This is a genomic window from Rummeliibacillus sp. JY-2-4R, assembly GCF_053847205.1.
The window spans coordinates 1,530,525-1,550,123 of the sequence record NZ_CM132623.1 but is presented as its reverse complement, the minus strand read 5'-3'; the positions used below and the strand labels follow the sequence as shown (position 1 = coordinate 1,550,123).

Annotated in this window: 17 protein-coding genes and 1 pseudogene; 9 read left to right on the top strand and 9 right to left on the bottom strand. The window is 34.1% G+C overall.

The window, feature by feature from the left end; genetic code table 11:
- Nucleotides 1-28: 28 nt before the first annotated feature.
- Together ACWV26_RS07515 and ACWV26_RS07510 are read right to left on the bottom strand one after the other, a co-directional pair.
- Nucleotides 29-1,186 carry a C39 family peptidase gene (locus tag ACWV26_RS07515; RefSeq protein WP_455897725.1) on the bottom strand — a complete coding sequence of 386 codons (1,158 nt, stop codon included), beginning with the start codon at nt 1,184-1,186 and terminating at the stop codon, nt 29-31.
- 186 nt (nt 1,187-1,372) lie between these two features.
- Nucleotides 1,373-1,717, bottom strand: coding sequence for a DoxX family protein (locus ACWV26_RS07510; protein WP_455897724.1), 345 nt, complete (start codon nt 1,715-1,717; stop codon nt 1,373-1,375).
- Between the two features lie 259 nt (nt 1,718-1,976).
- On the opposite strand from ACWV26_RS07510, the gene ACWV26_RS07505 reads away from it, so the two are divergent.
- The 3 genes from ACWV26_RS07505 (at nt 1,977) to ACWV26_RS07495 (ending at nt 2,763) form a co-directional block, all read left to right on the top strand.
- Nucleotides 1,977-2,147 carry a YfhD family protein gene (locus ACWV26_RS07505; RefSeq protein WP_455897723.1) on the top strand — a complete coding sequence of 57 codons (171 nt, stop codon included), beginning with the start codon at nt 1,977-1,979 and terminating at the stop codon, nt 2,145-2,147.
- Between the two features lie 11 nt (nt 2,148-2,158).
- Entirely contained in the window at nt 2,159-2,347 is a 189-nt protein-coding gene (locus tag ACWV26_RS07500) for a small, acid-soluble spore protein, H family (protein WP_455897722.1), read from the top strand.
- Nucleotides 2,348-2,598: 251 nt separating this feature from the next.
- Nucleotides 2,599-2,763 carry a hypothetical protein gene (locus ACWV26_RS07495; protein WP_455897721.1) on the top strand — a complete coding sequence of 55 codons (165 nt, stop codon included), beginning with the start codon at nt 2,599-2,601 and terminating at the stop codon, nt 2,761-2,763.
- Between the two features lie 93 nt (nt 2,764-2,856).
- Here ACWV26_RS07495 and ACWV26_RS07490 read toward each other — a convergent pair whose 3' ends face one another.
- Nucleotides 2,857-3,813: an aminoimidazole riboside kinase gene (locus tag ACWV26_RS07490; protein WP_455897720.1), complete on the bottom strand. Its 957-nt coding sequence runs from the start codon at nt 3,811-3,813 to the stop codon at nt 2,857-2,859.
- A 193-nt stretch (nt 3,814-4,006) separates the two neighbouring features.
- Between ACWV26_RS07490 and ACWV26_RS07485 the strand changes: the two are divergent.
- Nucleotides 4,007-4,558 (top strand): annotated as a pseudogene (locus ACWV26_RS07485) (DUF899 domain-containing protein).
- Between the two features lie 187 nt (nt 4,559-4,745).
- On the opposite strand, the gene ACWV26_RS07480 reads toward ACWV26_RS07485, so the two are convergent.
- Complete coding sequence (locus ACWV26_RS07480; RefSeq protein ID WP_455897719.1) at nt 4,746-8,612, bottom strand: hypothetical protein; 3,867 nt, start codon at nt 8,610-8,612, stop codon at nt 4,746-4,748.
- 268 nt (nt 8,613-8,880) lie between these two features.
- Here ACWV26_RS07480 and ACWV26_RS07475 point away from each other — a divergent pair, with 268 nt between their 5' ends.
- The 4 genes from ACWV26_RS07475 to ACWV26_RS07460 are packed head-to-tail and all read left to right on the top strand — an operon-like array spanning nt 8,881 to nt 13,076.
- On the top strand, nt 8,881-10,494 hold the full coding sequence (locus ACWV26_RS07475; RefSeq protein ID WP_455897718.1) for an amidohydrolase: 1,614 nt from the start codon (nt 8,881-8,883) through the stop codon (nt 10,492-10,494).
- A 19-nt stretch (nt 10,495-10,513) separates the two neighbouring features.
- Nucleotides 10,514-11,365 carry a nitrilase-related carbon-nitrogen hydrolase gene (locus ACWV26_RS07470; protein WP_455897717.1) on the top strand — a complete coding sequence of 284 codons (852 nt, stop codon included), beginning with the start codon at nt 10,514-10,516 and terminating at the stop codon, nt 11,363-11,365.
- Between the two features lie 32 nt (nt 11,366-11,397).
- The gene (locus ACWV26_RS07465; protein ID WP_455897716.1) at nt 11,398-11,598 is read left to right on the top strand and encodes a DUF3311 domain-containing protein; all 201 of its coding nucleotides are present in this window, start codon (nt 11,398-11,400) and stop codon (nt 11,596-11,598) included.
- The gene (locus ACWV26_RS07460) at nt 11,595-13,076 is read left to right on the top strand and encodes a sodium:solute symporter family protein (protein ID WP_455897715.1); all 1,482 of its coding nucleotides are present in this window, start codon (nt 11,595-11,597) and stop codon (nt 13,074-13,076) included. The genes ACWV26_RS07465 and ACWV26_RS07460 overlap by 4 nt, the downstream gene beginning before the upstream one ends.
- A gap of 184 nt (nt 13,077-13,260) precedes the next feature.
- Here the strand turns inward: ACWV26_RS07460 and ACWV26_RS07455 are convergent, their stop codons facing one another.
- The 3 genes from ACWV26_RS07455 to ACWV26_RS07445 form a co-directional block, all read right to left on the bottom strand.
- Nucleotides 13,261-13,908, bottom strand: a complete 648-nt coding sequence (locus ACWV26_RS07455) for a hypothetical protein (RefSeq protein WP_455897714.1) — start codon at nt 13,906-13,908, stop codon at nt 13,261-13,263.
- A 283-nt stretch (nt 13,909-14,191) separates the two neighbouring features.
- Nucleotides 14,192-15,220, bottom strand: a complete 1,029-nt coding sequence (locus ACWV26_RS07450) for an alpha/beta hydrolase fold domain-containing protein (protein WP_455897713.1) — start codon at nt 15,218-15,220, stop codon at nt 14,192-14,194.
- 288 nt (nt 15,221-15,508) lie between these two features.
- Nucleotides 15,509-16,702 (bottom strand): MFS transporter, encoded by a 1,194-nt coding sequence (locus ACWV26_RS07445; protein WP_455897712.1) that lies wholly within the window; start codon nt 16,700-16,702, stop codon nt 15,509-15,511.
- A 125-nt stretch (nt 16,703-16,827) separates the two neighbouring features.
- Between ACWV26_RS07445 and ACWV26_RS07440 the strand changes: the two genes are divergently transcribed.
- Nucleotides 16,828-17,721, top strand: a complete 894-nt coding sequence (locus ACWV26_RS07440) for a LysR family transcriptional regulator (RefSeq protein WP_455897711.1) — start codon at nt 16,828-16,830, stop codon at nt 17,719-17,721.
- Between the two features lie 509 nt (nt 17,722-18,230).
- Here ACWV26_RS07440 and ACWV26_RS07435 read toward each other — a convergent pair.
- Both ACWV26_RS07435 and ACWV26_RS07430 read right to left on the bottom strand, forming a co-directional pair.
- The gene (locus ACWV26_RS07435) at nt 18,231-18,491 is read right to left on the bottom strand and encodes a prolyl oligopeptidase family serine peptidase (protein WP_455898202.1); all 261 of its coding nucleotides are present in this window, start codon (nt 18,489-18,491) and stop codon (nt 18,231-18,233) included.
- A gap of 110 nt (nt 18,492-18,601) precedes the next feature.
- The gene (locus tag ACWV26_RS07430) at nt 18,602-19,483 is read right to left on the bottom strand and encodes a PhzF family phenazine biosynthesis protein (RefSeq protein WP_455897710.1); all 882 of its coding nucleotides are present in this window, start codon (nt 19,481-19,483) and stop codon (nt 18,602-18,604) included.
- Nucleotides 19,484-19,599 lie beyond the last annotated feature (116 nt).

Below are 19,599 nucleotides of genomic sequence, written 5' to 3'. Positions count from 1 at the left end.
TCAATTTTCTTCCCAGCTTTCATATTTATTAATAGCTTATTGCACGATATTGATCGTCTTTCCAATGTTTCATAAATGTTTTTATTGCCATACTGCTTTTTTTGCCAGTCCATGGATCATTAAAATATACTCTTGTGCTTGAATAGCCTGTAATAGTTAGTGCATGATTCACAAAACCATCGACATTCGCTACCCAAACAATAACCGGATGATTTCTGTTAATTTGCTTTTTAATAGAAGTGAGTGATTTTCTCGTCATATTAATCGATGAACCTGCATGCTTTTTCACCAATTTCATCAAAGCAGGAGGGAAAATCCACCAACCTGTTTTGCTGTATGGACTACCAACAAACCCTAAATTACCATTCAGTGTATGTGTTTTAGGCATCTCTTTTGCCATTTGCATCTTATAGACATTCGCGCCAGAGTATTGCAACATCATCGTCACAGCAGTAATTTCACATCCTGTAGGCAACTCGGGATTTTGGTTAATAACTTTGACATTTAAATTTTTATAAGTAGAACTTAGACCGTTCGCTTCTATCCATCCAAGTAGTTTTCCTTTGTAGGAAATTCGGTACCATAGCTTGCCAGAAACTTTGGCACTCCGACTAACATACATCTCTTTTCCTTTATAATTAAAGCTTCTATGACTTGGTTTCAGTGATTTTGAATCGACGTTATATGGATTGAATTTGTAAATAGGATAATTTTTCTTTTGGTTTGTTTTAATTTTTAGATAAAAGTTCAATTTTTGCTCATTCGTTTTCTTTGCATATACATGTTTAGGTTTTGTAGGCTTTTTTGGTGGTTCTGGTTTTTTAGTTGGCTCTGGCATTTTCGGTGGTTCCGGCTGTTTCTCTGGTTCATTTGTAGGGGTTTGGTCAGTATCATTTGGGTTAACTATTTCCTCATCTGTTTCGCTATCAATTTTTGGTTCACCTGTTGTAGAATTTTCTGCAGTTGCACTAATAGGCGTATGTGTTATTAGATTCTCAAAATCTCGATTTTTTTCTATAATGGCGGGTGTATTGTCCAAAACACTTTGTTTCAAATTACTATTTTCATGTTTTGATACATTCGTTTGAAGCGCTGAATTTGCTGCCTTTGCATTCGCGCCACTCAAAATGCCTTCTGTAAAAAATAAACCACTAATTACCATTACTATTATCCTTGTTTTTTTCAAAAAAACACCTCCAAACTATGTATACCCTCATATTTTCAAAGCCTAATCTATTAATGGATTACATGTAAGATAGTTTATTAGGAAATGCATAGCATTATGCTTATTTCAAAAATATAAAACTCATCTGTTTTTAAGCGAAAAAAAGACATCGATTTTAAAAAAATCGATGTCCAAAATATGAATTTACTAATAATAAATGAAAAATACTATAAATGAAATAATCGCTAAGACAAGGATGGATGCAGTATCTTTAAAGGAATCCTTCACACGCATATGCGTGATAATTCCACCTATTCCAGTAATACCAAGTACTAATGATCCTGCAAGCGCATAGTCTAGTGTCCAATATCCCATTAACAAAAGAATAGCACCCGCAATTTCAACAATACCAGTAATAACTCTGAACCATTGAGGTAAACGCCAATGCTCAAAATTATTCACATGCATACTAGTGCCCGCTACTTTGCCAATCCCTGCAAACGCAAACAGGAGAATAAGAATTGCTTGAAGTACATACGCTAATATTTCCAAAATGATCCCTCTCCTCATTAGATTGACCATATACATTTTTGCGCAAAAGATGGTTCTCTACATTATATTCAGGAGAGTTCATTTTGATTATGGATTGAAAATTTTATGCAATGGACTCAAGAGAAAGATACGAGATGAGATAAGCACTCCACAAAAAGCATCACTAAAAAATTTACTTAAACACTCTCCCCTTTCATGATTAAAAATCTTCCACAATGCCATATTAAGTATGATTCAATATTTGAAAGGAGAATCTGATATGGGAAGAGACAACAAACAAGGAAAAAGCAAAAACAAAGGCTCACTGCCACAAACACCTGCCAATCAAAAAATAGCTCCAAATGAAGCTCGAGAAGAAACTGCTCAAGAGCTGCTAGAACTTGAACAATTAGTTGCGAAGAATAAGTCAAAAAATAAATATAAGATGTAGGAGGAGTAAAATTGGAATACAACCGAGCACAAGAAATTGTTGCCTCTCCAAAGGAATATGAAGTCAGTTATAATGGCGTTTCTGTCTGGATTGACAAGCTACTCAATGAACGGACAGCAACAGTACATTTGAGACATTCACTCGAAGAACGCTCTGAAGTGGATATTTCTGAATTAAAAGAGGAATATTTGGTACAATAACTTATGAAGAAGTCCCCTACTAAATCACCTCAGATTTAGAAGGGGATTTCTTCTTAAAAAGATTCACAATTTATTAATAAAAACTTTATATTTCAAATGTCTGAAAATTTGACCTTTTCTAAAAATTATGATAAAGTATTAAAAAACAAAGTATTACCTTTTTTTAAGAATTAATAGTAAGTTTTTAGACGTTTGTTTCATATTTTAAAAATCGGGAACATATATTATTAGAATAAAGGAGATGAAGGAAAATGACGAAAATTGTTTTAGTAAACGGTCAATACTTAGCTATTCTAAATGAATCACATGTTGTAGAAACACGTGAATTACCAGAAGGTATGAACCTAGGTGCAATGGCAGAAGTTGAATATGATCATACCACTGGTCAAATTATTGTTGATGGACAGATTCTTTAATCTGAATCCATCTTTTTTTGTGAGTTTTAAACTCCTTAAAAACCCTTCTTCTAACACTCTCCTTTTTACATTATTCCCTTCTGCAATAAAATATTACTTCCTATCATTTTCGTGAAGGTACCATTTTACTTCTTCTAATACTGGTAATCCTGTCATAGCGCCTTTTTTTGTTGTTGCTATTCCACCTGATACATTGGCAAAGCGAATCATTTCGATTAATTTTTTAGCTGTAAGCTCTTCAAGTGGCTTCCTCCATTCGCAAATGGAATAAAGAATGCCTGAAACAAAGGCATCACCTGCTCCAGTAGTATCTACTACTTCGAACTTCTTGGTTGGTACAAGCCCGATTTTTCCATTAAATCGATACATACATCCTTTGTCACCTAATGTCACTAAAATTAGAGGTAACTCAGGCAATGCAGCCATCCCTTTTTCAATAGAATTACATCCTGTAAGAAGGAATAACTCTTCTTCGGAAACTTTTAGAATATCGACATTAGATAACGTCTCAAGCATTGTCATTTTTGCCTGTTCTTTTGATTTCCAAAGCATTTCTCGATAATTCGGATCATAGGAAATCAACATCCCTGCATTTTTTGCTTGTTTAATAGCCTCAAACGTTGCTGTTTTCGATGGTTCACTGATTTGCGAAATGGAACCAATATGTAAAATTTTATTTACCTTAAACAAATCTGCATGATTTGTAACTTCTTCTTCTGTCAAAAATCGATCAGCACTCGGATTGATATAAAAGCTAAAATCTCTTTCAAATGAAGCATCAAGCGTTACAAACGTCAAGCCTGTCCTTGCTTCATCCGTTAACATCATCGCGTTTGTTTTCACTCCGTAATTTGTTAGTGTTTCTTTCAAAAATCGGCCAAGTATATCATCTCCAACTTTTCCAAGAAAACTAACATCTCCCCCAAGTTTTGCAATCCCAACTGCAACATTAGCTGGTGCACCACCTGGGGCCTTTTGATAAGTTGTTTGATCTGCATCCATAGGAATAAAATCAATGAGCGCCTCTCCTAAACATAAAATACCGTTCATCTCTATACTCACCCTCTTATGTAACTTTTTCAAAAAGTATATCATTTCCTGAAAAAGGTTAAAATAATTTAGGTTTTTATATACACGAGGTGATGTTATGGAAAAGCATAGAGTTTTACCTAGGAATCAATGGATTGAAGCACGGGATGAACTGTTGGTTAAAGAAAAAAAATTCACAAAGTTCCGGGATTAATTGACAAAGCAGAGGCAGAATTTACCTTGGGAAAAAATAAATAAATCGTATACATTTGAGGGACAGAATGGTGAACTCACTTTGGCCGATTTATTTTTTGGAAAGAGTCAGTTAATTGTGTACCATTTTATGTTCGATCCAAACTGGGAGCAAGGTTGTAAACATTGTTCTTTTTGGGCAGATCATTATAGTGGGATGATTCCTCATTTATCTCACCGCGATGTCTCATTCGTTTGTATTTCCTGTGCTCCTATAGAAAAATTAGAAGCGTATAAAAAATGAATGGGCTGGATATTCCCTTGGTATTCTTCCCCACACTCAGATTTTAATTATGATTTTCAAGCAACTTTCACAAAAGAAGAAGTAGCAAGTAAGAAGGCGTTTTACAACTATAAATACCAAGATCCTATGAGTCAAGACAGAGAAGGCGTAAGTGTTTTCTATAAAGATGTTAATGGAAACATATATCACACGTATTCAACCTACGCTCGTGGTATTGACATGTTAAACATCACCTATCAATTTCTTGATTTGGTACCTAAAGGGCGATAAGATAAGAGCTAGGACTGCGACATCATGATCAATACTAAAGAGATTTTTGAAAAGAAAAAGTAGCCTAAACATTTTTTGTTAGGCTACTTTTTTTCTTACTATTTTTGAAAGTCGGATTAGCATGATTTACAAACTCACAAGATTTTTGATCAATTACAATTCTCCATCCAATTAAACTAAATCCCTATCAATCCAATTTATTTTCCTGAACGTTTTTATTCGGTACTTTCTTTTGTTGGATGTGAAACTGGATGCTTGGTTTTTGTTTGGTTTTGGCATTTAAGCTGAAGTCATGGATGAGTTTTTTATTTTCTTCTGCCTCATTTGGGAATATGCCTAATTGTTTTAGCGTAGGCCATAGTGTTTCTAAGGCTTTGTCTTGATTTTCATAGAATTCCTTGCTATTGATATGCCAGAAATTCCAACCTGATTTTTCGAGGGCTTCTCGTTTTTTAGACGTTTCTTGATATGCCTTGATGCCTTGCCATTTTTTAGCGTCACATTCGATTGCTAAACGGTTATTTAATCCTTCTACGATTAGGGCGAATGTGTAGGAGCCAACTTTTACTTGAGGAATTACTTGATATCCTCTTGAAGCGATTGCTTTTAGAACATCTACTTCAAATAATGATGGGCAAAGTTGCTCTAGATTTTCTGGTGCAAGTATAGATTGTCTTCCGATTGTGTTCTTATAAGATTTTATTGAATATATGAAGGAATCCCCTAGTACTATTTTAGGGAAGTGCTGCTCTGCTATTTCATAAAGAGATTTTTCCCCAGTGTATAATGATTTCTTTGGTATCTCTTGGATGAAATGATTTTGCAACTCTTCTATTTTCTTTGCATTCACATTCAACACACTTTCCGGTAAGCTATGCTTGCTGCTATCTCCCACAACCAGAACTTTTTGGGCTTTAACAAATGTTTTGATTGCAAATACGTCGTTTTCATTTCCACCTTCTATAATAATGAGATCGAATTTTTTCGTTAAATTTGGAACTTGTTGATGAATTTGATCAATCGGCGTAACCCAAACAGGAATAGCAGATTGGGCTTTTTTCAAAGATTCTTTTATATTTTCTTCTAACTTAGATGTGTTTTTCCATATACTTTTTTCCTTTTTCTTTGAATTGGTTTTCCATTCAGATAGGGCATTTTTTTCATCTTCTGTTAAGCGAATTATCTGAGAAGACCAGATGGCATCCGAGATGATTTGATATCGTAATTTTTCTTGAATTTTACGCTCTTGTTGAAGTTGCTTATTTAAAGTATTGTAATCAATTTCAACCTCTTCTTGTAACCAGGTTTCCATTTTCTTCAGAACAAAGGCTTCCATATGATGGTTTTTGTCAAGCTTTGCAATACCGAATTGGTTGGTCAAATGTTCAACTGTATGTGGAAGTTTTTCACTTAATCGATTCGCATATTGTTGCCATTTCTTTATGTTTGGCGCAGTTTTTTGCAATTTCTTCAGTTCTTTTATTGACGCTAACCAGCCAAGAACATCCCTTTCTTTCAAAGCTTGTAGGAAACGCTTTGCAATACCGTGCACATTTTCGCTATTTGCAAGATGTACGAGCATATCTAATTCTTCTTGGTACTCTTCTTGCCAATTTGCGTATTTAATATATTTTAATGAGTGGTTTATTTCTTTTTTCAAGTTTTCGTAAAATGTTAAATTAAAAATATTCCCTGGTAATAGATCGATGGATTGTAATTTCACTGCTAATTCAATTTCAAGATTTGTGATGTTGATAATTTGGGTTAAAATGTTCAGTCTTTCTTCCATGATGAGCGGGAATTGCGGATGGGTGATATCGATTTCTGGAACACCAATCTCGCTCATATTTTGATTAAATATTCTCGATAGTTTCGTTATTAATTTTAGATATTCAAGATGCTTTTCAATAAGTGTCACATCTTCAATACTTCGTAATGCATGACCGTTCAAAACGCCTGTTTGAAATAGATACTTTGTATTTTTTCCTTTTCCTATAAAGAAAAATTGATTTGGCTTTTTACCAGATAGTATACGTTCTCTAGCTGTCCATAAATCATTTTGAATCTCACTGTATAACTTTTTAGGCAATGAAAACTTATGATCCACTACTTCATGATATAAAGGGATGGCTTTTTCATTAAATTGTTTCAATTCATCAATCAGTTGTACAAAACGCTCTTTGCGACTGTCTTCTGTAAGTAATGCATAGATCAACTTGGAGTAGCTTTTATCTTCCAGCACAGGATGGCTTTTTATGATATCTTCTACTAGCGATCTCATTATAAGGAGTGTTGATTTTATTGATGAAGATAATTCGATTGGTAATACATATTGCACATCAATTTCATCAATGTATTGCTGTTCCTCTTCAATCAAAGATTTAAAAGTAGATTCACTTAAGATATCTTCCTGTAGGGATGGTAAATTGGTATTAATTAATAAAGAATCTTCCGGTTTGAACCCATTCTGTAAGCTGCAAAAGTCAGCCCATTCTACATCACTTAATGGGAATTTCATCACGAGTGGCAGCTCATCTTTAATCCAATGATAATCGACAGTAGATTCTGCTAAGCGCTTTGCAACATCCGATTTGAATAACTCTTGATTTCTATACACGATCGGTGTACCTTCTGTTTTTGCAGACTTCTGAAGGCTATTTTTATATAACTCTTCTTTTTGTTTACTCAGGTGGTACAATTGTTGATTTCGTAAAATATTTTCTTGTACTTTTTGAACATCTAGTTGAGCAAGTTTTTCTCCAATCACACTTATAGACTGCTCCATTTCGTTCGGTGAATTGTATTCATCTGTTACAACAGGTGCACATAAATCACGAATTTCCTCTGGCAAACTATTTTTTAAATCTTCAACTGCTAGATTTTCTTTTGATGTGATGAGGATTTTTTTGCCTTCTGCCAAGTAATTTGTGATTAAATTGGCGATTGCGTGACTCTTTTTGATTCCTGGATTAGCTTGAACTGTAACTCCATCATAATATTGGAGTTGTTGAATAATATCTTTTTGCTGCTCATCTAAATCATATGGAAGATATGTCTGATATGCGGATTGTAAAATGGTGTTTGGTTTAGTTTGATTGTTAGGGGGTTCTCCCAATATGGTCTGAATAGTTGTTGGTAGTTCAATACGATTTTGGTCAATGTCATGAATGATATCCTGTAATTCCTCATTCAAAATACTTGCACCGATTCTACGAACAATTAGTAATGACTGATTTAAAATGACAGGTGCGTTCATGTCGTATGTTTGTTGAGGACTATCAATAAACTGACATTTCGGATCGATTAATTTAGCTAAATATTTGAATTCATTTGATAGATCATCTGTAATTGTTAATTTTTCTAACTTTTCAATATACGGATGGATTTTATCTCGATTTGAACTATTTTTTCCAACCAGTATATTTGTTTCAAATTTTAATTGCTCTGTTTCATCTGTTATGGTAATCACGCCAGTTTCTGGATGAACAGACACATTTACTTTCGCTGTAAATAGCGGTAATTCCTTTGGTTGTTCATTATTCTTACTTGGCCATTTTAGTATTCCTTTAGAGAGTACCACTTCTATTTCTTCACTCTCCTGTTTTTGCATGTTGCAAATTTGGAGTAATTCATCATAGAAATTGTTTGCTTGCAATACTTTCTTCTTAATATCAATCCATCTTTTCCATTCAGTTAATTGCTGTCTATTAATCTGAATTGGCCCATCCAGTTGAAAGATTTTTTCGTTTATTTTCAGGATATTCTTATACGTAGGAGTGAAAATCTCCTTTTTCATATCGGAATCAATCCATCTATCTAACTCTGGGTATGGACTTTTCGTTAAAATATAAGATCGATCAATTTTCGGCTTTTTCATCTCTAACAGCATTGCGTTATTATTTCCCTTTTTACATCCATCTGTTTCTTGTAATCCTTTCCAAGATATAGATTTTTCATAATGATTTTTTGATTGAACTTTATTTCCGTTCAATGTTGAAAGTGCTAATAAATATTCAAAAAAACGTTTTGCTTTATCACTATTTTGGTTAGTCATAATTGGCACCCCAATCTTTTAATCATTTACCATATACAAAATCTTTGAGAGTCCATCAAAATATCTTTAATCCTTAATGTATATGCATAAAAAAACAGACTATGCCAAGACTTTGCTTAATTCTTGAAAATTACCATTTTAACAGTTTGTCAAAAAAACACTAAGAAACGTTTTACCTTTTGTCAATTCCATACATAATCTACTAATGTTAACCTATATTAATAGGCTAAGTTTTTAAGAGTAATCAATTATTAAGAGGAGGCTATTTATGAAAGCAAACATTGTATTTTTGAATGGCGAAGTGATTACGGTTGATGCACAGGATTCCATCCAAGAGGCGATTGCAATAGCTGATAATAAAATTCTAGCAGTTGGTTCAAATGATGAAATCAACCATTTGATTGATGATTCAACTCAAGTGATCGATCTAGATGGAAAATCACTACTTCCGGGTATTATTGATGCTCATTTACATCTTGTTATGTATGGTGCGTTCCAACTCAATATCAGCTGTAAAGATCCTGGAATGGATTCGATTGATGCAATTTTGGCTGCGCTTAAAGAAAAAGCTAAAACTACACCTAAGGGTGGGTGGATTCGCGCCTGGGGTTTCAATGAAAATACAGTCAAAGAAAGACGATATCCTACTCTTGCAGAATTAGATGCAATTTCTACCCATCACCCTATTTCAATAACACGCACTTGCGGACATATTAGTGTTGTAAATTCTATGGCGCTAGATTTAGCGAATATTGATGAGACAACGCCCAATCCAAAAGGTGGCATCATAGAAAAAATTCATGGAAAACTGACAGGTCGTTTAGTCGAAAATGCTAATATGCAAATGAATGAGATTAGCAACTATACAAATGCAGAGATCTACGAAGCCATTCAAATTGCTCAAAAGGATTTCTTAGAAGTTGGCATAACAAGCGTTCACGAAGCGGGTACTTTTGGGCAAGATAATTATCGTTCACTTCAACTAGCCTCACAAAATGGCGATTTGCGAATTCGTGTTTATGCAATCATCGGAAGCTTAAATGATTGTAAACAATTCACTTTAAATATGATGGAATCAGGTGTAGTAACTGGTACTGGCAATGAATTCTTTAAAGTAGGACCAGCTAAATTATTTACAGATGGCTCTAGCACTGGGCCAACAATTGCCACGCGCGATGGATATACAAGCAATCCAGAAGACCGTGGCATTCTTTATTATTCAGAAGATGAAATTTACGAAGTTCTAGGACTTGCCCATCAATTAGGCTATCAAATTACGGTGCATGCACAAGGCGACAAAGCAATCGAAATGTATCTAAATGTGGTAGAACGTGCTTTACAAGAGCATCCTCGTGACAACCATCGTCACCGTATCGAGCATGCTGGTATTTCGAGTCCTGATTTACAAAAACGAATGAAAGAGTTAAATATGATTCCAATCCCTAATCCACCGTTCCCATATGAGTTTGGTGAAAGCTATTTAACGAATTATGGTGAACGTACGGAGTATATGTATCCCGCACGTGATTTCATCGACCAACAAATTTTGGCAGCGGCTGGTTCCGATTCACCCGTTACCACTTTCAATCCATTTGTCGGCATACATGAAGCAATCAATCGTCGCACAGCAAATGGAACATCATTTGGTGAAAGGCAAAAAATTGATGTGCTAGAGGCAATTCGCATGTACACCTATAATGGAGCCTATGCAAGTTTCGAGGAAGATATTAAAGGAAGTTTAATTGCAGGGAAACTAGCAGATGTCATTGTTCTTGATCGCAGTATTTTGAAAACACCAACAGATAAGTTAAAAGATATTCAAGTGGAATTAACAATGATTGATGGAGAAGTATTATTTGAGCGTTCAAAAACAAATAGCTAATTGTTGAGGGAGGAGTTATATGTCAATCCAAATATCATCATGCCAATTTGCGTTACAAAAAGTAAATCAATTTCCAGACTTTAAGAACCTGGTTTTAGAATGCTTTGAAGATGTCCCACTTACGAGTGATTATGTTTTATTTCCAGAGTTATTTACGATTTCTTTACTAACAACATTTGACGACTATGAAAATTTAACTGAAAAAGAAAATGGTAGACTTACCGAATACTTTGAAGAGTATATCCAGTTCTTTAACGATCTTTCAAAGCAAAGAAATCAAATCATATTAGCTGGTTCTACGCTTGAACCAACGCCTGAAGGCAATTATAATACTTGCTTTATCTTTGATGGAAAAGGCAACGTTGTAAAACATCGAAAAACACATATTTTCCCTGCTGAATCAGCATGGGATACCCTTGAAGGTGATTGTTTAGAAATATTTGATATTGGCCCTGTAAAATTTGGAGTAGCCATTTGCTATGAAATGGAAATCCCTGAAATTGCGCATATTTATAGCCAAAAAGGGGCGGATCTCATTTTTTGTCCATCTTATACGTTTTCTGAACATGGCTTTTGGAGAGTTCGCCATTGTGCTCATGCACGTAGTATTGAGAACCAACTATATGTTGTTCACTGTCCTTCAATTGGGAAGATTGAAGGGCCTATCCATAATGGTTTTGGTACAACTGCTGTTATTGGACCCGCGGATTTACCTTGGTCATCAACTGGTGTCATTGCAGAAGCAAAAAGTGCATCTACGGCTGTAGTAACAGCAAAGCTTTCTTTAGAAGACCTCTATGAAAATCGTAAAAGTGGTGCTGCTACTACTTACAAGGATCGCCAACGAAGAAAGGAAATTTATACTGTTTAAGATTTGAAAATCATACGAGTTGGGGGAATCTTATGAAAAATATTAAATTATTATTAATCATACCGTTTATTGGTATGTGCCTCTGTTTGCCCTTCGCTAATCGAATAGAGCCTTATGTCTTTGGTGTACCTTTTCTATTATTCTGGATTGTTTTATGGATGATTTTATCATCACTACTATTATACATTTTGTATAAACTTGATCCTGAAAACCAAGGAGGCGATGAAGCATGAATATTGCCTTAGTCATTATCTTTGCATTTGCGGCCATTGCTCTTTTCCTTGGTATTCGTGCAACACATGGTAAGAAGATGAACGTTGATGAATTCGCTGTTGGAAATAAGGGATTCGGGACATTGTTTGTCTTCTTATTAATCGCAGGTGAAGTGTATACAACATTTACGTTTCTAGGTGGTAGTGGTTGGGCCTATACGAATGGTGCTGCAGCCTTCTATGTTCCTGCATATATTTGTTTAGCCTACGTTTTATCTTATTGGATTGCACCTAAAATCTGGACATATGCCAAAAATAACAGCATTATTTCTCAACCAGAATATTTTGCCTCCATTTATAGAAGTCCGATTCTAGGATTAATCGTTTCATTTTTGGGTGCTATAGCATTAATTCCTTATATTGTAATCCAATTAAAAGGATTAGGTATTATTGTATCAGAAGCATCATACGGCGGAATAAGCCCTATTCTTGCCAGTACAATTGGTGCTATTATTATTACCATTTATGTCACCATTTCAGGAATCCATGGTTCTGCTTGGACGGCTGTTTTAAAAGATGTCATGATTTTAATGGTCATAATTTTCTTAGGTATTTATATTCCTTTCCACTACTTTGGCGGTGTACAACCTCTCTTTGAAGCAGTGGAGAAAGTAAAACCTGAAAGCTTAACACTTCAGCCATCAGGTTTGAGTATCTCTTGGTTTATTTCCACCATTGTTTTAAATGCATTTGGCTTCTACTTACTACCAAACTCGTTTTCAGTCGTACTTTCTGCTAAGAGTGCTAGAGCATTAAAGAAAAATGCAATTACACTCCCTTTGTATACGCTTTTGCTGTTATTTGCGTTTTTCATCGGATTTGCTGCCATCATTGAAATTCCAGGTTTGAAAGGTGCAGATGGCGATTTATCATTACTTCGATTAACAATTCAAACATTCGATCCGTGGATAGTTGGAGTTGTTGGCGCTGCTGGTTTACTAACGGCATTAGTACCAGCTTCCGTTATGTTAATGTCTGCTTCCATTGGTTTAATGACAGGATTTTATAGGCTTGTTTCACCAAAGTCTACAGATCGTCAACAATTACTCGCTTCAAAAGTTTTTGTTTTTCTAATCATTATTGCAGCGTTTATTTTCACTGTAACAGGTGGAGATGCACTTGCCATCTTAAATATCATGTCATATAGCTTAATCACACAACTTGTACCAGCATTAATATTCAGCTTCTACAAAAACCGAATGTTGAATAAATTTGGTGCAATGGCTGGCATTTTCGCAGGTGTCATCGTCGTTTTATATGGCGCAATTACATCCCATAAACTAATTGATTTTATCCCGAATATTCCACATGTCATTAATGACATAAGCACTGGAATGATTGCAGTACTGATTAACTTTGTTGTAGCGATTGTTGTAAGTTTAGCGACTAAACCATTCGTTGTGAAAGAAAATGAAAAAGCAGATTCATTTGCTGCGTAAATTAGGATTAGAGTTGGATTTTAATGAAAAATATTTAAAAGCCATAATTTTTTCTTAAACAGAAATATGTATTAAAGGACATTACATATTTTATATGACGGATATGTAATGTTCTTTCCCATTTCAAAATTGCCCTGAGCATTTTTGAAATGTATTATCTATTTATTAGGAAGTAATCGTAACATTATGACTCTATTCTTTTTCTCCACAATACTATTCCTAACCATATACAACCTATAGCAACTAGGATTCCATGCGCTACCCTATATGGCTGATCACTGATGAATTGAGGAATATACAACCCCATCCCAATAGCAAAAGGAATACCACTCCATTTCGTATAGCCTCCGCAACGCCAAATTGCAATGGCAAGTAGGATTGCAGCAATTGCAAGTAAAAGGAGTCCCGTTAAGAAAATAACAAGACCTGGGCCAGAACGGACAACGGTTGCTATACTAACAAGATTGACTGCCTGTTGTCTTACAGCCTCCTGTCCAATTGCATGTAAACCGAACGTTTCTCCTCCATAGAATGGCAAGGTTAGACCAATCCCTGTCAAGCACAGTACCATTGCCCAATAAGTAAGAGAGTTTACAACTCTCCCTTGTAAAAAATTGTGTAATCCAAGTATACCTAATGGTAGTAAAGTAAACGCGAAAATGGCTAGTATATGCGCCACTAACCAATTGGTAGATGCAAAAGCTGTACCACCCTGCAAGGATGTTTCGTCTGAAAAAGGACGAATCATTGGATAAAGTGCAAATAATATTCCAGAAATCACAAGAGATAAAGCAGAAATACGCATTCGTAGCACCTTTGCAGGTACTTGCATAGTTTTTCCTCCTTAAAATTGTTAGACAATGTTTAATTGTTAATTTATACAAATGTAACAAATATACTTTTATGGATAATAATACACTTAATTTTATATTACTTTAACGATTTAAATAATGAAGTAGTTCTTTGTAAATTTTATATTAAGTTCTTCTTCCGATGAATTAACCCTGTCTATGCTCCTTATGTCTTTCAATTTTTATGTAAGATAAAAATAAAAACAGGATAGAAAAATCTATCCTGTAATGTGAAAAGAGCATTTTTTAAAAATTTATTTATGTTTATTTTAAAACACTATCTAAAAATCTAAATACATTATCAAGATTTTCTTTAGAATTAAATTGCTTTCCACCATGATCCGCACCTTTTAAAATGGATAGCTTGACTTTTTCTTTACCTAAAACGTTCGTCAATTTTTCCGAAAAATCAATCGATTGTTGAGTTGGTACGATTCGATCAGCAGAACCATGTTGTATAAAAAAGTAAGGATCATTTTTAGTAATGTAATTTGAAGGATTCGCCTTTTCTGTTTGTTTAACGTTTTCTGCTATATTGCCACCAATATATTTACTTTCAATTGAAGTATCTGTACTTCTCTTGCCCATTTTGGGGGTGACTTCTGATTTTGCAAATTGTTCATCCAATTTTAGAAAATCGATGGGGCCAAACCAATCAACAACAGCCTGTATTTTTGAAGAATATTTTAAGTTTTCCGTGTTGTCACCATTTAGCGAACTGTCATCTCCACTTGTTCCGGCTAAGGCTACTAAATTTCCACCTGCACTATTTCCCCACATTGCAATTTTGTTAGGATCCAAGTTATATTTTTTAGCATTTGCCTTAATATATCGAACAGCTGCTTTCACATCACTAATTGCTGCTGGGAATTTGGCCTCTCCCGAAAGTCTGTAATTAATCGAAACAACAGCATATCCACGATTCACACCTTCCAGCATAGAAGCAATGCCTTTTTCTCTCTTATCACCTTTCGAAAATCCACCGCCATGAACAGCAACAATTACCGGAAATGGCCCGTTACCTTCATTTGGCAAATATATATCCATCTTTTGTGATTTAGATTGTTTACCATAGGCAACATCAATATACTTGGTCTTAATGCTAGACATATTGATACTGCCTTTTCTATTTCCAACATTAAAAGGTTGGTTTACTGCTGAAGAAGGTTCATTTGATGTAATTATCGATTCATTTTTTGACGAATTTCGTTCCTCTGAGCTGCTTGATGTACATCCTGCTAACAAAGCAGCAACAAATGTCATAGCTACCATTAATAGCATTATTTTTTTCATTTTGCATCACTCCTGCTTTGTATGTTTTCTACCCTTAAAAAATCATATCAAAACGATGGTACAAATATGAAGTAAAACGAACATTAACTTTACAGCCTAGTCTTATAATTAAAAAAACACAATTCTTTTTCAAGAATTGCGCCCGATTGTGGAAGATTATTATTATAGAAAGAATCCTCTTACTTTATTAGTCTTGATAAAAAATAACTTTTTCGAGTATTGTATCCATTAGAAATTTTTTCATTTATTAACTATATGAATATATTTCAATTGCGAGATACAATTGTTTTAAATTTTCGTTGGAACCGATTGATTTTTTTTCTCTGGAATGTGATGTAAAAAGAAATAAATCACTACTGTGACTAGTGAAATAACAGCCGCAAATACATACATCATTCGATAACTACTGATGGATGCAGTGAAGCCCATGAAATAAGAGCCTAAACCATATCCAAGATCATTTAGTAAAAAGAAAGTAGCCGTAGCAGCACCGCTTCTGACAGCAGGTGATTGTTTGATTGCAAGCCCTTGGAAGCAAGGAAACAAAATTCCGTAGCTAAGCCCCATAAGGATGCCTGCTATTAAAATAGTCATTACTGAATGAGCCTGACTTAACAAAAACATCCCGATTGTAAAAACGATGATGGATGGATAAAATAAATAATGTTCATTAAAGCTATCAAATAATTTAGCAACTACTGGGCGGAACAAAACAATCATTAAGGCATAGACAATAAAGAATAGTCCCGTTGCAGAAGATTGATGAATTTCATTCGTATACGATGCTAAAAAACCTGACAATGAACTATATGAGAAAAATAAGAAAAAGGATACTAGAGAAATCGGCAATGCTTTGATTTCTATAATATCGCTCCATTTTAGTTTTTTCTTATCCGGAATGACAGTTTTTTCTGTTTTTGGCAGTTGAACACGCCATACTAAAAGAAATGCAATAGCAGAGAGAATAGAAACCACACTTAGGAGTAAATAAATGTTTTCACTCTTCCATAAGAGCAACCCCAATGAGGGTCCAACAACCATGGCTAAACTGAGAAACATGCTAAAATATCCAATCCCCTCACCTTGACGAGAACGGGGTAAGACAGAAACGACAGCAGTGTTTGTCGCTGTTGAAGCAACCGCATAGCTCATACCGTGGATAAATCGTACGACTAGAAATAATAGAATCCCATTGATTACACCAAAATAGGATACCGTAGCAATAAAAAATATAGCAAATCCAATGATGCTTATTTTCTTATTACCAAAACGGTCAACCCATAAACCCGAAAAGATACGCGCAAGTACGCTACCTATCACATATACCGTTATTACTAAACCCATTTGTTGCTGATTGCCGTTCATTCCTGATTGCACATATAAAGGAAATACTGTTGCCAGCATATAAAACATCAAACCGATTAAAAAATTACTACCGCAAAGATACAAAAAATTTTTTGTCCAAATTTTTGGTCGACCCAATTCAGTCTCCACACTTTCTATAATTATTTTATTAATGCAACCATATTTATTATAAAGTTAAGTTAATTTAATGTATAATTAACTTAAATGATATTTTATATTAGCAATACTAATAGGGGGAAGAAATGAATTTTGAACAGCTAGAGTATATTAAAGCGATTGTCGAAAATAAATCGATGTCCATTGCATCACAAAAAGTGCATGTCACTCAATCGGCGATTAGCCAGTCCATTGCCATGATTGAAACAGAACTAGGTGTTCAGTTGTTTAAACGTACCCGAAATGGAACAATTCCGACAGAAGATGGACTTTGGATTATTCCTAAATTAATGGAAATTTTGCGAAAATCAAATGAACTCAAAATGGAGATTCAATCCAAAACGGCAACTTTCTCAGGGAAAGTAAAGATTGCTACCATTCCAGGCATTTTTATGACGCTGTTGCCAGAGGCATTGGCAAATTTCAAAAATGATTTTCCACTTGTCCATTACGAGATTTCAGAAATGGAAAACAATCAAGTGTTAAAAGCAATCGAGCAAAAAAAAGCAGATGTTGGCTTTATCACATTAACCCCCGAATCAAAACCACTCGAAAATCATCTAACTTATCATCCATTAAATATAGAAAGCCAATTTCATCTTCTTGTACCAGCAAAATCAGTTCAAGCCATACACTCGGAGATTCAATTGAAAGATGTACTAGATGAATCGTTTATTTTATATGGAGAACATTTTTATAGTAAGTTGATGAGAGGATTCGAAGAGAAAGTTGGGAAGATCAACATTATTTTTCAATCCTATAATCCGGAAGTAATTAAAAAATCAGTAGCAGCTGGACTGGGGGTTAGTATTGTATCCAAAATGATGATTGAAGATGATCCATATATTGAGAGTGGCCGAATAAAAGCGATTCCGTTAATCGGTTGTCCCTTTAACTTTTCCTTATCATTTGGCGCCATTTATGATCGGAATCAAAATAATATACTAATTCAACGCATGCTTGCTTATTTTGATAAATAGAGTTAAAAATTTCGAATAGCATCTAGTGAGATATAATGTTTTTTAATGATTAATAAAATGCTATCCACCTAACACTTCAATTTGACTTTGGTAAAATAATATTCCCAAGCAACAATTAGCTTAAGTAGAACTAATCAAAACAATCTTAAATTAGTGTTTCTACTGTTCATTATTTTTCAACAATCTGGCCCTTTTCATGAAGAAAGACGCTTTCCTTATATCGGAAAAGCGCCTGATTGTTGAATATCGTTATTAAAGTAATCCCTCGATAGGTTAAGTGTAATTCTTCGCAATCTCAGCAAAGCCAAAAAAGAAAAGAATCAAAAGAATCTTTTAACATCACACCAGAATATCATTCTGATTGTATATTAGGTTCTTCATCCTAAGAATAACTCTGAATATGCTATTGCTTATGTTTTCCAATTTTTATGTATGATGAAAACTAAAAATCAGGATAGAAAAATCTATCCTATAAGATGAAATGAGCATAATTTTTATTATAGTTATGTTTATTTTAAAACACCATCTAAAAATCTTAATACATCATCAAGATTTTTTTTAGAATTAAATTGCTCTCCACCATGAACAGCACCTTCTAAAATGGATAGCTTGACTTTTTCTTTACCTAAAACGTTCGTCAATTTTTCTGAGAAATCAATAGATTGTTGAGTTGGCACGTTTTGATCAGCAGAACCATGTTGTATAAAGAAGTAAGGATCATTCTTAGTAATGTATTGTGCTGGATTCGCCTTTGTGTCAGGAGAACGTATACAATGTTAAGGATTTCTCAATACATAAAAATCTCAACTTATTTCTTTCTTTCATAGATCAGTTGAGATTTATTTTTTATAAAGCGCCATTTTATTGAACAAGCAAGGTATTAAAGAAACCATTCACCTTGAGCAATTTTTACTACTTTACCTCCTACATAAACATTGATTTTCCCATCATCATCATATGCTTTTAAAAACAATAAGGAAGGCCTTTCAATTTCATATCCTTGTTCTACACGAATATAAATTTTACTTTTCTTTAAATATTTATATTTAACTAAATATGAAGCTAAACATCCATTAGCACTGCCAGTAGCTGCATCTTCAGGAATACCATAATAATCTGCAAAGTCTCGAACATTTAAATCATTTTCCGAATTGTATACTTCAGGACAAAAAACCATTATTGCTTTTGCTTCCATATGTTTAATTAATTCAAAGTATTTTTCTTTATTTATTGTTACCTCTTTAACTGCCTCTAAAGATTTTAAAGGTACAATAATTACTGGAAGTCCAGTTGAAACTTCTTGAATAGGAAATCTATCATCTATATTTACTTTATCAATGTTTAACACATCAGAAATATTATTAGAATCTAAAATTTTACCAAAAGTAGGTTCATTATGTTTCATCCATAAAACATCTTCTTGATTATTAAATGAAACTGGTATTTGTCCACCTTTAAAATTCAAAATAAGGTTTTCTACTGGCCCTTTTAATACTTCGTTTTGAATAATATAAGCAGTTCCTAAAGTAGGATGACCAGCAAAAGGAACCTCCTCATTTGGTGTAAAAATTCGAACATCATAACCACCGTCGTTTTTTGAATCGGACAAGATAAAAGTAGTTTCGGAATAATTAGTTTCCTTGGCTATTTGTTGCATTTCACTATCGGAGATTTTTCCAGCATTTTTAAAAACCGCTAGTGGATTTCCTGTATATTTTCCTTCTGAAAACACATCTACAATAGAATAATGAATTTTCTCCATAATACGCTTCCTCGATTCCATTTAATTTTAACTAATATACCAATTATTTCATTTTAATTTAAAGAAATAAAGATAATTTTGTTCAACTTAATCGACTGAACTTCATATTCCCAGAC

Coding starts and splice junctions, on each gene's coding strand:
- ACWV26_RS07450 (WP_455897713.1), bottom strand. CDS start 15,220: ATGAAAAAAATAATGCTATTAATGGTAGCTATGACATTTGTTGCTGCT.
- ACWV26_RS07490 (WP_455897720.1), bottom strand. CDS start 3,813: ATGAACGGTATTTTATGTTTAGGAGAGGCGCTCATTGATTTTATTCCT.
- ACWV26_RS07480 (WP_455897719.1), bottom strand. CDS start 8,612: ATGACTAACCAAAATAGTGATAAAGCAAAACGTTTTTTTGAATATTTA.
- ACWV26_RS07505 (WP_455897723.1), top strand. CDS start 1,977: ATGGGAAGAGACAACAAACAAGGAAAAAGCAAAAACAAAGGCTCACTG.
- ACWV26_RS07455 (WP_455897714.1), bottom strand. CDS start 13,908: ATGCAAGTACCTGCAAAGGTGCTACGAATGCGTATTTCTGCTTTATCT.
- ACWV26_RS07465 (WP_455897716.1), top strand. CDS start 11,398: ATGAAAAATATTAAATTATTATTAATCATACCGTTTATTGGTATGTGC.
- ACWV26_RS07495 (WP_455897721.1), top strand. CDS start 2,599: ATGACGAAAATTGTTTTAGTAAACGGTCAATACTTAGCTATTCTAAAT.
- ACWV26_RS07460 (WP_455897715.1), top strand. CDS start 11,595: ATGAATATTGCCTTAGTCATTATCTTTGCATTTGCGGCCATTGCTCTT.
- ACWV26_RS07470 (WP_455897717.1), top strand. CDS start 10,514: ATGTCAATCCAAATATCATCATGCCAATTTGCGTTACAAAAAGTAAAT.
- ACWV26_RS07440 (WP_455897711.1), top strand. CDS start 16,828: ATGAATTTTGAACAGCTAGAGTATATTAAAGCGATTGTCGAAAATAAA.
- ACWV26_RS07475 (WP_455897718.1), top strand. CDS start 8,881: ATGAAAGCAAACATTGTATTTTTGAATGGCGAAGTGATTACGGTTGAT.
- ACWV26_RS07430 (WP_455897710.1), bottom strand. CDS start 19,483: ATGGAGAAAATTCATTATTCTATTGTAGATGTGTTTTCAGAAGGAAAA.